The sequence below is a fragment of the Aeromonas sp. ASNIH4 genome, from assembly GCF_002934425.1.
GTDB lineage: Bacteria > Pseudomonadota > Gammaproteobacteria > Enterobacterales > Aeromonadaceae > Aeromonas > Aeromonas hydrophila.
In genome coordinates this window covers 3,500,205-3,515,624 of record NZ_CP026217.1, presented here as the reverse complement: position 1 = coordinate 3,515,624, position 15,420 = coordinate 3,500,205, and the positions used below count along the sequence as shown (strand labels likewise).

At 58.4% G+C, this 15,420-nt stretch carries 4 protein-coding genes and 1 tRNA gene; 4 read left to right on the top strand and 1 reads right to left on the bottom strand.

Translation table 11 applies throughout. The features are described 5' to 3' along the window. Positions 1-70 precede the first annotated feature (70 nt). Entirely contained in the window at positions 71-820 is a 750-nt protein-coding gene (locus tag C2U40_RS16070; RefSeq protein WP_042065195.1) for a DsbA family protein, read from the bottom strand. A gap of 198 nt (positions 821-1,018) precedes the next feature. Between C2U40_RS16070 and C2U40_RS16060 the strand changes: the two genes are divergently transcribed. The 4 genes from C2U40_RS16060 to C2U40_RS26905 all read left to right on the top strand — a co-directional run bounded on the left by C2U40_RS16060 (position 1,019) and on the right by C2U40_RS26905 (position 15,172). Continuing rightward, positions 1,019-1,106, top strand: a tRNA-Ser gene (locus tag C2U40_RS16060). Positions 1,107-1,734: 628 nt separating this feature from the next. Beyond that, on the top strand, positions 1,735-3,177 hold the full coding sequence (locus C2U40_RS16055) for a ShlB/FhaC/HecB family hemolysin secretion/activation protein (protein ID WP_158656449.1): 1,443 nt from the start codon (positions 1,735-1,737) through the stop codon (positions 3,175-3,177). 13 nt (positions 3,178-3,190) lie between these two features. Then, positions 3,191-14,713: a two-partner secretion domain-containing protein gene (locus tag C2U40_RS16050; RefSeq protein ID WP_103827272.1), complete on the top strand. Its 11,523-nt coding sequence runs from the start codon at positions 3,191-3,193 to the stop codon at positions 14,711-14,713. Beyond that, complete coding sequence (locus C2U40_RS26905; RefSeq protein WP_103827271.1) at positions 14,714-15,172, top strand: hypothetical protein; 459 nt, start codon at positions 14,714-14,716, stop codon at positions 15,170-15,172. It abuts the gene before it with no gap. Positions 15,173-15,420: the final 248 nt, after the last annotated feature.

Genomic DNA, 15,420 nt, shown 5'->3' with positions numbered 1-15,420 from the left:
CTGATGGTTTGCAGCATGAATAGCAAAACGCCCCGGCATGCCGGGGCGTTTTTTATGTGCCGGAGCGGGATTACTGAATGCTCTTGCCGGCGCGCACATCCTTGATGAAGCCTTTCAGGCTGGCCAGATCACGGGGGGCGCCGCGCAGGATCTGATCGCCGATGATGAAGGCCGGTGTGCCCGAGATACTCATGGCTTCGGCCAGCGCCCGGTTGGTGCCGAGATTCTGATCGATGCCGCCATCCTTGATCTTGGCTTCAACCTTGCTCCAGTTGACGCCGGCTGCTTCCGCCAGCTGCTTCACCTGTGCCTCGTCGGCCAGCGGGCCCTGATGGGCGTACAGCTTCTCGTGGAAGGCCTGGTACTTGTCGGGCTGACCCAGCTGTACCGCCAGGGCGGCGCGGGCGGCGAAGTAGGAGGTCTCGCTCAGGATCGGGAACTGCTTGTAGATGTAGCGAATGTCCTTGTCTTCTGCCAGCAGCTGCTTGATCAGCGGGTGGGCGCGTTTGCAGTAGCCGCAGTTGTAGTCGAAGAACTCGACCACGGTCAGGCTGCCCTTGGGATTGCCGCTCTCCGGATCCTGGTTGCTATAGAGCTGCTTGGCGTGTGCCTTGATCAAGGTCTTGTCGCTCTCGGCCTGCTGGCTCTCCTGCTTGGCGCGCAGGGCGTTGGACATTTCGACCAGGATTTCCGGGTTCTTGACCAGATAGTCGCGCACTATCTGTTCCACGTCGCTCTTGGTCAGTTCGCTCGCCTGAACCGGCGCCGCAAGCAGGGTGGCACCCGTCAGGGCGCAAAGCAGGGCATGTTTGATTTTCATAAGTCCATCTTGCTGGGGATTTCGTGATGCTGACTATAGTGGGTGAGTCTGTTTTCAAGTCAAGTTATCTGGTTGAAAAAGCGCTGGTTATGCTCAAATTGGCGGCTTTGTGCGTCATTTAGCCCAATAAATCGGCAAACGAGCGGCGAGGGGATTTACAAGGGCGATCGCCATGGGTAATATTCGCCGCACTGTCGCGGAGGGGTGGCAGAGCGGCTGAATGCACCGGTCTTGAAAACCGGCGATGGGCGACCATCCGTGGGTTCAAATCCCACCTCCTCCGCCATTTATTCAGTCAAGAAGGCCATCCGAAAGGGTGGCCTTTTTGCTATCTACACCCAGCCTCTTGTTTTTTCTGCATTGCCCACTGCTTTTCTCTTTATTTAGCCCTCTTGCTAACCGTCATCCAGCGCTGCTGGTTTTTCACGAGCGACCTAATGGCATCTTGAAGGTCTGATAAGACGCTTTATCGAAGAGCTAACCTCATCATTAATATGGAGATACGCCTATTCTCCGCGGTACAGCGCACATTTTTGCGACAATCTGTGTCGCATGCGAGGCCTTTGCTGTATAATTCGCGACCGTTCAGGTCTTGTCACCGCTGTTTAAGCTGCCCTGTAGGATGCAGTTGTTGGTCGGCAAGGTAGTAGTAAAAATAACTAAAAGATTCAATAACAATGGGTTGTCGCCTTCGTCTGCGTTGGTGCTTGCGCACTGCCGTCTCTTTTTTGCTATGCATCCAGTGCGCTAATGCCGCTGGACCACTGTCCTCACCGCTGGATCAGAATGATGTCGAGCAGCGCCAGCGTAGCTTGCTGGAAGAGGCTGCACGCCAGCGCGACGACGTCGCCCGGCAAACCCAGCTACCTGCGGCGGCAGCAACTCCCACTCCCGAAGCCGCAGGTCCCTGCTTTGTGGTGACTGCCATCCGCTTCGAGGGGGCAGGCCAGCTTGATGCGGATGCCCGCACCACGCTGACCAGCCCGTTCTTGCACACCTGTATGGGGTTGCCCCATATCAATGCCTTGATCCGCGATGTCAGCCAGTGGTACCTGGCACAGGGCTTTATCACCAGCCGAGCGTTCCTGCCCGAGCAAGACCTGGCCAGCGGTACGCTGACGATTGCCGTACTGGAAGGGCGGGTGGAGCGCATCGTCGTCGACGGCCAGCCTGACCGGATCACCCACACCCTTTTCCCGGGCCTGGTGGGGGAGGTGCTCAACCTGCGGGACCTTGAGCAAGGGGTGGATCAGCTCTCCCGCCTGCGCACCCTCTCTTATCAACTGGACATTCAGCCGGGGACGGCGGCAGGCCAATCCATCGTCAACCTGAAAGGGTCGCGCAGACTTCCCTTGCAGGGCAGCCTCGAGTTTGACAACAGCGGACAGCAGAGCACGGGAGAAGAGCAGGGGCGGATGTCGCTGAGTGCTGACAACCTGTGGTCACTGGCCGAGCAATGGAGCCTGGGAGGTTCACGCAGCACGGATGGGCGGGCTGCCCATGATACGACCAGCTGGCAGGCCGGCTTGAGCCTGCCGTATGGCTATTGGCTGTTTGATGCAGGCTATCAGTACAGCGACTATCGCAACGATCTGCTGTCGCGTGGCTATGTGTATGACAGTCGCGGCAACACACGCACCAGCACCGGTACGTTGTCGCACACCCTTTATCGTGATGGCCAGAGCAAGGTGTCCGCCGTGCTGGGGATCACCCACCGGCAAAGCCGCAACTTCATCATGGAGCAGTTGCTGGAGAGCAGCAGCTACCGCCTCTCTTCACTGCGCAGCGGGCTTAACCTGGCGACCCGAGTCGATCGTCATTTCTTCACGCTCAATCCAACGCTCACTCTGGGTACGGATTGGTTTGGCGCCGACAGTGACCGCGGCCGGCCAGTCGCAGCTCCTCGGGCCCAGTTTGAGAAGTGGGGGCTGTTTGGCAGTTACAGCACGGCCTGGCAGCAGCTGGGCTGGCTTTCCACCCTCTATGGCCAATGGAGCCCTGACACGCTTTACAGCGTGGAGCGGGTCTCGTTGGGGGGGGATGCCTCGGTGCGAGGTTTTAAAGAGCAGAGCCTCAGTGGCGATGTCGGTGGCTACCTGCGCAACGAGCTGAGCTGGCAGGCCCAGACGCCAGCCTGGCTCGGTCAGTGGCGAGGGTGGCTGGCTCTCGACATGGGGCGCGTTGACCTTGGCAACCAAGGTGACCGCTGGCGCGGGATGGTGGGCACGGCCCTTGGCTGGGAGCAGCGCTATCGCCATGTGGCCGGCAACCTCAGTGTGGGGTTCCCGATCAGTGCCCCGGCCTGGCTCAATGCCGATCCCTATGTTGTGAACTACCGCCTGAGCATCAATTTTTAACGGAAACACAGTGATGTCGACACCCAAGTTGCCCCTGACCCTTCGTCTGCTTGCTTACCACCTGAGTGCATTGCTGGCCTTGCAACCTGCACACCCTGCCTTCGCCGAGGGGATTGCGGTGGCAACGGGCAGCACCACGCTCAATCAGGCGGGCAATGGCGTACCGGTTGTCGACATAGCAACGCCCAACGGGGCCGGGGTATCACACAACCTCTACCAAGATTTCAATGTGGCGCAGCCTGGCGTCATCCTCAACAACGCCACTGGCCAGCTGACCCAAACCCAGCTTGGTGGGCTTATCCAGAACAACCCTCATCTTACCGGTGCGCCAGCCAACGTCATCATCAACGAAGTGGTGGGTGCTAATCCCTCTCAGTTACAAGGCTATCTGGAAGTGGCGGGTCAGCAGGCTGGCGTGGTGGTGGCCAACCCCAACGGCCTGACCTGTGATGGTTGTGGCTTTATCAATACCCCCAATGTCACGTTGTCCACCGGCAAGCCGGTGCTGGATGCCCATGGCCAGCTGCAGATGCTGGATGTGAAACAAGGGGCGTTGACGGTGGGGGGCAAGGGATTGGATGGCAGCCGTCAGGCGTCGGTCGACTTGATTGCCCGCGTGGTGCAGCTCAACGGCGCCTTGCATGGCAAGGAGGTCAACGTGATCGCCGGGGCAAACACGGTTAACCGGCAGACGGGGGAGATCCGTGCTCAGCAGGGTGACGGTGTTGTGCCGGAAGTGGCCATCGACACGGCAGCCATGGGAGGCATGTATGCCGGCAAGATCCGGCTGGTGTCGACCGAGCAAGGGGTAGGGGTCAATCTGGCCAATGCGGTGGCAACGCAGGGGGATTTGACCCTGGATGCCAACGGCAAGATCCGGCTGCGTGACAGCAGCAGTGCCGGCAACCTGCAAGTCAGCAGCCAGGGTGAGCTGGCGGTGGCGGGGGCTATCCACAGCGGTGGTGCAGTGAAGCTGGCCGCCGGCGGCGAGTTGACGGCGCAAGATGCAGATGTTGCGGCAAAAGGCGATGCCACGTTGCAGGCACGTGCACAGCAGTTGCAACGGACCAGGGTCAGCAGCGGTGGCACCTTGGCGCTGCAGGCGAGCGATGCGCTGGTGGTAAGAGAAGGCGAGTTGCAGGGTGAGACGCTCCATGCCACGGCACAACAGTTGGATACCCAGTCGGCACTGACGGCAAAGGACGTGACACTGCAGGCCGAACAGTTGCGTCAGGCGGGCCATGTGAAGGGCACCTCGGTGCGGTTGGCTGCGGGCGCGCTGCGCCATGAGGGCACGACCCAGGCAGCACAGAACCTGACTATCGATGCGACGACGCTGGATAACCAGGGAACGTTGAAGAGCGGGCAAGCGATGAGTATCGCGCTCGGAGAGCGAGGCCATAACGCTGGTGAGCTGAGTGCGGGCGACGACCTGGCAATACGTGCCGGTACGCGCTGGGAGCAAGGAGAGCAGGGCAAGAGCAACGCAGGTCAGCGCATGCAGCTGCAGGCGCAACAGGTGAGCTTGGCGGGCGACGTCGGTGCTCCGACGCTGGATATCAACGGCAATGAGCTGACCGTGGCGGGCAAGGTGAAGGGCAACGCGGTGCAGTTGCAGGCGGGTGTGCTGACCAACCGGGGCGAGGTGCAGGCAGGGCAGACCCTGAACTGGCAGGGTAGCCGACTGGCCAACAGCGGCACCCTGCAAGGGGACCTACAACTGGTGCTCAAGGGGGATGCCTTGCAGAACCGGGGCACTCTTGCAGGAGGCAACAGCCTGACGTTGCAGGCCGATACCCTCGACAACGAGGGGCGTATCGCCAGTCAGCTGGCGACGCTGACTGGTCGTCAGCTGCGCAGCAGTGGCACCTTGCTTGGGGTCTCCCGGCTGACTATCAAAGGGGATGAGCTGGCGCTGACAGGGCAGCAACTGACCGACGGTGAACTGGAACTGGGCAGCCGGTTGCTGCAGTTGAGCGGCCAAAGTCTGGTCGGTGGCCAGGCCCGGGTGACAGCCGAGAAAGGCAATTTCGATGGTGTGCTGAAGGCGCAGTCGTTGGTGCTGGCAGTCAAGGAGGCGACGAGCGAGGGCAAGCTGCACAGTCGGGAAGATATTGTGTGGGAAGGACAACGGCTTGCGACGGGGAGTGCGAGCGAGCTGCTGGCTAACCAGGGCGTGAGTCTGAACGGCGACCAGCTGGCACTGAGTGGTACGGTTGGTGCGGGCCAGGATATGGCCATCAAGGGCAAGCAGGTCACGCAACATGGTCAGCTTGCCAGTGGCCAGGTGATGAAGGTCGATGCCGATGAGCTGGCGTTGGCCGGGCTGGTGCAAGGGGGCTCGATTAACCTGACCAGTGAGCGTGCGACCCAGCAGGGGCGCATCTTGGCCACCGATACGCTGAACTGGCACAGCAAGCAGCTGGATGGTAATGGCTGGCTGCAGGCCGGCCAGGCCCTGAATTTGAACGGGGAGCGGCTGACCAACAGTGGTACGGCTGTGACGGCCGGTAAGCTGGCACTCACTTTTGCAGAACTGAACAGCACGGGTGGCCTGTTTGCCAATGAAGTGGCGGTAACGGGGTCCCGCCTTCTGTTGAAGGGGGCGCTGGAAAGCAAGTCATCCGCGCAGATAACGGCCGACGAGTTGCAACTGGGGGGGGAGCTGCGCACCGGGGCTGACTTGGCGCTGGGGGCGACCTTGTTGACGCTGTCCGGGAGTCAGCATGTTGGTGGCAACCTGCAACTGCAGGCCGAGCAGGCCGAGGTGAGCGGAGAGCTGGAAGTCGGCAAGCTGCTCAAGCTGGATGCCAAGACGCTGGCCAGCAGTGGCAAGCTACTGGCAAACCAGGCTGATATTGCGGCAGTCAACTGGCAACAGCGTGGCGAATTGAGCACCGACAATGCGCTGGTCTGGCGTGGCGACAAACTGACTCAAGAGGCTGGCGGCGCCTTGCGCGCCGGTGGCGTGCTGAAGCTGAGTGGTGATGACATCACCCTGGCCGGGGATGTGGCAGCCAAAGGGGATGTGGCAGTGGTGGCCAATGCGTACCAGCAACAGGGGACCATGAATGCGGCCCAGGGGCTGCGTATCGATGCGACCAGGCTACAACTGGATGGCACTACCCAGGCGAAGACGGCGCAGCTACATAGTCAGGTGGGAAGCAGCCGTGGCCAGCATTTGATAGGCCAGCAGCTCAACTGGCAGAGCGACACCCTGGCCAACCAGGGGTGGCTGCAAGCGGGGGAGAGTCTCGCGCTGACAGGACGTGTGCTTGATAACGAAGGCACGGTCATCGCCGGTGGCGACCATCGGCTCAATGCCACGGAGCGCCTCACCAATCAGGGCAACCTGGCAGGCAAAACACTTTCTCTGACGACCAAAGTGCTGCAAAACGGCGGGCTGTTGCAGGGTAAACAGGGTATTACGCTGCAGGCAGAAGAGGCCACTTTGACCGGGCGCTTGGTCAGCCAGGGGGCGGCCCAGCTAGGCGCAAAACTGCTGGCGCTGGGCGGCAATGCAAACATCGGTGGTGCTCTCACCCTGCAGGGGGATACGCAGCAGCTGGCCGGCGTCTGGCGGGTTGGCGGGTTGCTGCAAAGCACCGGTAAACAACTGACGTTGGCTGGTGACTGGCAGGCGGGTCAGTGGCAATTACAGGCTGATACGCTCACCAACAAGGGGCGACTAGCCAGCGAACAGGCGGCCAATTTTAAGGTAACTGAATGGCACAACGAGCAGGGCGCGACCCTGGTTGCCGCGGGACCGTTGAGCCTGACCGGCCAGCGCTTGCTGCAACAAGGGAGCTGGCTGGGTAATGGCAGCCAAACCCTGATGGTCGACGAGATAACCCAGCAAGGTCAGTGGCTGGGTGACGGTGCCTTGCAGGTGAAAGGGAGTAAGTTGGTCAACAGCGGCACGTTGCGGGCCGCCGGTCTTGACCTGACCGTGCATGAGCTTGAAAACCGAAGCCGGATGGAGAGCGGCGGGGAGCTTAACTGGCAGGGGACGCAGTGGCGCAATCTGGGCGCGCTGTTGGCAGGGCATGCCACGTTGACGGGCGATACCTTGCTCAACAGCGGGGATGTGGGTACCCGTCAACTGACCATGACGGCGGCCACCCGTCTGGACAACCGCGGTGTATTGGTTGGCAAGGAGGGGATAAACCTGACGGCGGCGACCCTGGACTCGCAGGGGGACATGCTGAGCAATGGTTCCATGCAGTTGGGGGCCTCACTCCTGAGTTTGAATGGTCTGACCCAGGCCAACGGTGAGCTGATTGTAACGGCGGAGCAGGCAACGCTGGCTGGCAACCTGGCAGCCGACCAACTGCAGTGGCGCGGCAAGACGCTGGTGATGTCTGGCACGGCGGCCGTGCGCGATACCACCTTGAATGGTGAACAAGTAACGTTGGATGGCACCCTCAAAGGGGACCATCAGCAGGTGACTGCGACCACCCTCACTACCGGTCAGCAGAGTCAATTATTGGCCAAAGCAGGGCAACAGCTGACGGCTGGCCAGATGACGCTACAGGGCAGTGCGGTAGCGGGAGGGGCTCAGCGCATCGAAGCTACCCAGTTGTCACAACAGGGGACATTGGCCAGCGGTGGCTCACTGTCACTGCAGGTCGCCGATACCCTGCGCAATGATGGCAAGGTGTCGGCGCAAGCGATAAAGCTGACGGCGGCACACATTGACAACGGTGGTGCGCTGGTCAGCAAGGACGCATTGAACCTGAAGACTGGCACCCTGACTAACCGGGGCCACTGGCAATCGGACCAGGGCATCGCCTTGACGGCCAACCGGCTGCTCAACAGCGGTCAGTGGATCAGCGGCCTGGGTCAGGCATTGACACTGGATGCACTGGATAACAGCGGAACGTTGCTTGCCGGCGCGGACCTCACCATCAACGCTCCCCAGCTGAGCAGCAGCGGCAAGCTGCTGGCCAATAAAGACCTTGTTTTGACCACCAACGAAGCCACGCTGGGCAGTGGTAGCACCACGGCCAGCAATGGCCAGTTGCAACTCCATGCGGACACATTGACCAGCCAGGGGACGCTGTCATCGGCGGGGGATCTGAGCTGGCAAGGTGCGAATTTAGCGCACAGCGGCAGTGCCGTGACCAATGGCGCACTGACGCTGCAGGGTGAGTCCGTCACCCTGGACGGTGACCTGCAAGGGGAGCGGGTGTTGCTGGATACCGGTACACTGACCAGTCACGGCAAGCTGACCAGCCGTGGCGACCTGGCTGTCAATGCCCGGGGGGCGGTGCAGCACCATGGCCAACTGCAAGGCAATCAGGTTGTGCTGCGCAGTGCCAGCTGGCAGGGAAGCGGTGGCGTCGGTAGTGGCGGCGCGCTTGAGCTGCGTACCGGCCAGCTGCAACTGGCCGGCCCGTGGCGTATTCGTGGCGAGACAGATATTCAGGCCGATACCATGACGCTGGGGGGCTCGCTGGTGAGTGGCGGCAACCTGACGCTTACCAGTCGGGGGGCATTGACCAGCCAGGCGGGCAGCCAACTGGTGTCGGGAGGAGCGCTGTCACTTGATGGCGGTACCCTGACGCAACAAGGGCTGTGGCAGTCGGCGCGCGGCATGAGCCTCAAGGGTTCGCGGTTCGAGCAGCAGGGTGACTTGCTGGCTGGCGGTGACCTGCTCTTGCGCAGTGGCTATTGGCAACAAGGTGGCAAGACCCGGGCAAACGGGGGACTGAACGCCGAGCTGACCGAAGGGGCGACCCTTGCAGGCACAGTGCAGACCGATGGCAATGCAACCCTCTCGGCGCCCGCGCTCACCCTCAAGGGGACCCTGGCCGCCAAAGGCAATGTTGCGCTTAGTGCCAATACCCTGATAAGCCAGCTCGGCAATCTGCTGAGCGGCGGCGAGCTGGCCATGAATGCTGCTCGCATCGAGCAGCTGGGCCGCGTTGAAACGACTCGCCTGCAAAGCGGCGGTGCGCTGCAAAATGATGGGGTGATGTTGGTTACTGGCCAAGGCAGCATCAGCGGTGCGCGGCTGGATAACCGGGGTACCCTGCAGGGGGATGGCCTCGCCATCAGCAGTCGCCAGCTCGACAATCGTGGTGCCTTGCTGGGCAATACCCTGACACTGACCCATGACACCCTGATCAACCGGGGGCGGGTACAGGGCGGTACGCTGAACCTGACGACCCAGCAACTGGATAACAGCCTGGGGGCCGTTCTGCGCGGCCAGCATGTGGGGGACATCACTGCCACAACGCTGACCAACGCCGGTGAGCTCTCCTCGGCCGGCCAACTTTTACTCAAGGGAAACCAGCTCGACAACAGTGGCCTCATCAGCGCCAATTTACTGGAGGCCTCGCCACTGGCTCGGCTGGCCAACAGCGGCACCCTGTTTGGGCAACAGCTGACCCTGCGCAGCGGCGAGGTGTATGCACCGGGCAAGATACTGGCGGGGCAGAAGGTGACGCTGGATGCGGGCCGGGTAACGGGTATCGGTGAATGGCTGTCGGGTGGTGACTTGGCACTCAAGACGGGGTCATCGCTGACCAGCCAGGGCACCCTCAGCGCCAAGGGTACGTTGGACCTGCAGGTGCAAGGGGACTGGCAACATCAGGGACAGTGGGGTGCAGGACAGCGTTTCAATGCGGGCGTCACCGGCCAGCTAATCAATAGCGGGGCTCTGGTGAGCAATGGTGTCATGCAGTTGGGAGCCCAGCGGCTGGAGAACAGCGGCAGTGTGCAGAGCGGGCAAGGGCTGACGCTCAATACGCAGGGTGAGCTTCGCAATACCGGTATGCTGGCGAGCCAGGGCGACCTGGGGTGGCAGGGTGAGTCGCTGTTGAACCAAGGATCATTCTATTCTGGGCAACGAATGATGCTTGGCACTCATGGAGTGTTGGAAAATAATAAAGGTATTTTATTCTCAGAGTCAGATCTGATTATTCGTGGGGGGCTGGATGGAACTAATGCTTCGGCTGTAGTAAATCGCTCTGGCCGTATAGAAAGCATGGGGGATATTTATCTCAATGCGCAGACATTTAAAAATGAAAGGGATGAGTTTTCTGTTATAGAGGAAACTATATATCATGCAGACGTACCTCCAACAATAGATGTATTGCCCACGAGGGTTGAAGTAGACCAAAACTGCAACTTCGGAAATAATGGAGGAGGGGGCAGTGCGTGTCGTCCAGTATATACGCCCATATATAATGGAAACCCCGCAGAACCTAAAACACGTTTAGTTGAGCATAAAAGGCTATCTGTTAAATCAACGAATGGTGTTGAGGCGGTTGTGTTAAGCGCAGGCAATATTTTTGTGTCTGCAAATAGCATAATAAACGATGCGTCATACATGAGTGCTGTCAATAATATTAACATGACGGGTAATGAGTTGATTAACAAGAGCTATCGGCTCGGGGATTCAATAGTCGAGGCCTTGTATACCTACCAAGGAAAACGAACTGATAGCCGGTATGGGTATCGGCTTGACTTAACTGAGCTCAAAACAAAATACGAAAATGAAAAAATATTCTCAGGCGTTATTTCTGCCAGAGGAAATATTACCGGCTCATTCAATAACATGATCGACAACGTTACGATCAAGGTCAATGCAGGTCCCGTTAGTTCCACTACTCAACGCCCTTCCCTCTCTCTGCCGCAGGCCCAGGGATCGGGAGCCGCTCCCGATTTACAGGGGGATGCCCAATACCTGGCCCAGCAGCTAAAACCAGTCGGTCCCGATAACGGCGTGCCGTTGCCTGACTTCCAGTTGCCCAGCGGTGACAAGGGGCTCTTTACCGTCAACGGTAATAGCGACAGTCCCTATCTGATCGAAGTAAACCCCTTGCTGGCCAATCTGGGTCAGGCCGGCAGCGGCATGCTGGATCGCATCGATGCTGCGCTCCAGCAGCAGTTGCAGGGCGCGGGACAACTCTCCTTCGATGCTGTCTCTGGCAATGGAGGCATTGCCCAGGTGGCAGGTCAACATGCTGACTGGGCACTGCCGGGACGAGCAAGCAGCGGGGGCAACTCCCCTGAGTTGCAGTCGTTAAGCGGTATGGCACTGTCAAACAGTGGCCATGTCGTCACATCAGGTCAGTGGCAACAGAGCCTGCAGCCGGGTTGGCAAGCCCCCGTGGTCACGGCCGTGGCGGTACCGGCGCCGGACTCGGTGCAGACCGGCTTGCAAGCCGTGCCGGCGCTGACGACCCAGCCACCGCTTGAAACCAGTCCGACCCTGACCCAGGTCAACCAGTTCCTCGGCTCCAGCTACTTCTTCTCGCAGATGAACTATGCGCCGGAGAAAGACATCAAGCTGCTGGGTGATGCCGCCTTCGATACCCGGGTCATCCGGGATGCGGTGTTGGCCCAGACCGGCCGCCGCTTTATCAATAACGAGATGGGCTCGGATCTGGCGCAGATGCGCACGCTCATCGACAGCGCGGTGCAAAACCAGCGCGAGCTGGGACTGACCGCCGGGGTGGCGCTGAGCGCCGATCAGGTAGCGCAGCTGGGCCGCAGCATGGTGTGGTGGGAGCCGGTCTGGTATCAGGGCAAGATTGTGCTGGCGCCCAAGCTCTACCTGACCGAGGCCGACAAACGCCACCTCTCTGGCAGCGTCATCACTGCCACCAACATCGATCTCACGGCTGGCGGTATCAATAACAGCGGCACCTTGCTGGCCGATGGCACCCTGTCGCTCAAGAGCGACAGTACGTTGGTCAACCAGGGGCAGATCCAGACGGGTGGGCGGCTTGAGCTGCTTGCCAAGGGGGATATTCTCAACCAGAACCTCATTAAAGGGGGAGACGTTGTTATTGCCTCGCGAGACGGCTCGGTACGCAATGAAACCCAGACGGCGCAGCGTCACGTGGATGTCAACGGTGTGCTGTCGAGCGAGCTGACCGAGCAGACCCGCTTCAGCCGCACCGATGTGGGTGATATCGCCCGCATCGAGTCGGCGGGCAACCTGCTGCTGCAGTCTGGGCAGGATATCTCTTTGTCTGCCAGCAACCTGCTGGCGGGGCTCGACATGTCATTGTCGGCGGGGGGGAATATCAACATCGGCAGTGTCGAAGACCGCCGTAAATGGGAGGAGGGCAACAGCCGCTTCGCCCGGGTTGAGCAGCTGATGAGCGAACTGAACGCTGGCGGTCGCGTTGCTATCCAGGCGGGCCAAGACCTGACGCTCAGCGCATCCCGGGTCGAGGGGAAGGGGGATATCAACCTGCTGGCGGGCAATAACCTGCTCTTGGCCAGTGAAGCCAATCAAAACAGCGATGATATTCGTCGTGGCAACAAACACACCATCGATCGCACCACTACCCAGCAGGGCGTCGAACTCAGTGGCAACAATCTGATGCTGGAGGCCGGCAACAACTTGTTAGCTCAGGCCAGTACACTGGATGCGAAAGGGAATGCTGCGTTGCAGGCCGGTGGTGAACTGCAGTTACTGACAGCAGACAACGAGGTCTATCACTTCGAGCAGAGCAAGAGCAAAGGCTTCCTGAAGTCGAAATCTACCGAAATAGAGCAGAAGGATGTGACGGCGCAGGGGACGACCATCACTGCCGGTGGCAACGTGAGCCTGGCCAGTCAGGGGGACATGACCCTCAAAGGCAGTGACATCCAGGCTGGCGAAACCCTGAGTGTGGATACGGACGGCATGCTCAAGTTATTGACCGCCACTGATGAGCATTTCTACCGCAAGGATGAGAAGAAGAGCGGTGTCATGGTGAAGATGTTTGGCAATGGTACCAACAGTACCGCCGAGCGTCAGAACCAGCTGGACGGTGCGGATATCAATATCAATGCGGGTCAGGGTGGGCTGTTGCAAGTGGGGCAGCAGGAAGGAGAAAGTCTGCAGGCACGGTTGGATACATTGGCGACGCAACCCGGCATGGCCTGGGTGGAGCAGGTCCGCAGTATGCCAAGTGTGAAGATGGAAGCTGTGCAAGAGGCTTATGAGCAGTGGAACTACAGCCAGCAGAGCTTGAGCCCTGTAGCGTCTTCTATTATTGCCATTGCCTTGGCGGTCGCCACCATGGGAGGGGGGGTGGCCGCGTTGGCTGCAGTACAAGGGGTCAGCGTGAGTGCCGTCGGTGCAACGTCAGCGGCCATGGCCAACGCTGCTTTTAGTACTTTGGTGAGTCAGGCAACAATCTCCACCATCAACAATGGCGGCAATTTGGGGGCGGTACTCAAAGAACTGGGCAGCAGTGCCAGCATTAAGCAACTGGCGACCTCGGTGGCAACGGCAGGGGCGCTGCAGGGCTTGGACAACGCGATGGGTTGGGCAAGTGCTGCGCCAGCGGCTAGCAATGCAGCCAGCCAGCCTGCGGCCTCCAATCTGTTCTCCTGGGACACCTTCAACCGGGTGACCAGTCACTCGGTCGTGACTGCAGGGATTAACACCACCATCAATGGCTCCCACTTTTCGGATGCCTTTAAAGCCAGCCTGTTATCCAATATTCAGGGGGAAGTGGGTAAAGCAACGGCCAACTGGATAGGGGATCAAGGCATTAAATTTGATGCTGCCAACAGCCCGTTGGCAGAGGCAGGGAAAATCGCTGCCCATGGGGTGACCAGCGGCGCCATTGCCGAGATCACTGGCGGCAAGTTTGCGGCAGGAGCGGCAGGCGGTGCCATGTCGGAACTCGCCAGTAACTGGAGCCTGGGGGCCTTTGGCGGCAATGAGGAGTATCAGGTTGCGCTCAACAAGGCGTTGGGTGGGTTGGCGGCAGTGGCCGTCACCGGGGATAAAAACGACTTCGATACTGGCGCAGACCGGGCTGAGACTGTGCATCGGTATAACTTTTCGCAACATCAGTTTGATGTCATGGTCGGTCAAGCCAAATATGACGAGGTGATGGCTGACCTTGGCAATATTGATGCTAAGGCTCGGATTGAAGCTCGTGCACAATTAGCAGAGACTCTTTTTAGCCTTGCCCTAGATTTAACGCCAGGAGTTGGGGATGTAAAAGGCTTTGTTGAAGCACAAGACACACTCGATTATGCTCTGGCTACGATAGCGGTGATCCCCGGTGGTGACCTGTTTAAGGGACCACTGAAGGTTGCCAAGGAAGCACTAAAGGCAGGGGATGTAGATACCGCCGGCAAGATCATTAGCACGGTTGGAAAAGAGGTTGAAAAGGTCAAAGCACTTGATGTTGGTTCTTATAAGGAGCTAAAAGCACGGGAAAAGGTTGGTGATGGACTGGAGCATGATCATATCCCATCATTTGCTGCAATTAAGAAAAATAAAGAAAATGAGTTAGGACGCCCACTAACAGATGCAGAAACTAAGAGCCTTTATCAAAATGCAACTGTGGTTGAGGTTCCTAAGGATGTTCACGCAGCTAGCCAAACCTATAAAGGTAAAAATACGGCTGCTCAGGTTCAGCAAGATGCGGCCAATCTTTGTGGGGCAGAGTGTCGTGATACCAACATTTTAAGAGTCAATATGGTAGCGCAGGGCTATGATCCTAAATTAGTCGAAGAGGCAATAAGTAAAATAATTGAACGAAATCGACAAACTGGAGTAATTAAGTAAATGATTGATTGGAGAGAGTTTACTAATGCTATTGGCATGACTGAAATGTCTAAAGAATTTTCTCAACTTAGTTTGTCTATAGGGGAAAAGGCAGCGATCTTGGATGAGCCCGCTGAATATAACGATCCTCTAGGTCATACTAAGCACTATAAGTACCTGCACTCGGGGCTTGAGATTGGTTTTAGGAAAAATGTATTAAACCATATCCATTTTTACTTCGATGGGTATGAGGGGTACTCTGCTTTTAAGGGGGAGCTCTTATCTGGTGTAAGCCCCGGTTGGAGTGAAGAGGCCGTAGTCCAAAAGTTAGGTAAGCCTACTGCAAGTGGTGGTGGAAAAGTAGATATGCTTCTTGGTTATATAAATCGGTGGATAAAGTATGAAAAAGAAGTATATGCATTACATCTGCAATTTGATCAAAGCAACCAACTATGTAGAGCTAGCCTTATGTTGATTTGATAGCGTGCCTCCTATGTGGACGTGTTTTTAACCAGTTTCAGAGTAATACCTGATATCCCCCTAGCCAGGGGGATTGCCAAAAAGTCACGTATAAATCTCGTTGGCAACGTTTCTCGCTCTCTAATCAGTTTAGAAATTTTTGGCCCATTTTGACAAGAATCAATTGTCTGGGACACCCACCTTTTTGTAGTTAGTTGTTCTTTCACAATTTGGGTATAGGGGCAGCTTATTGGCTTAAGAAAACGCTG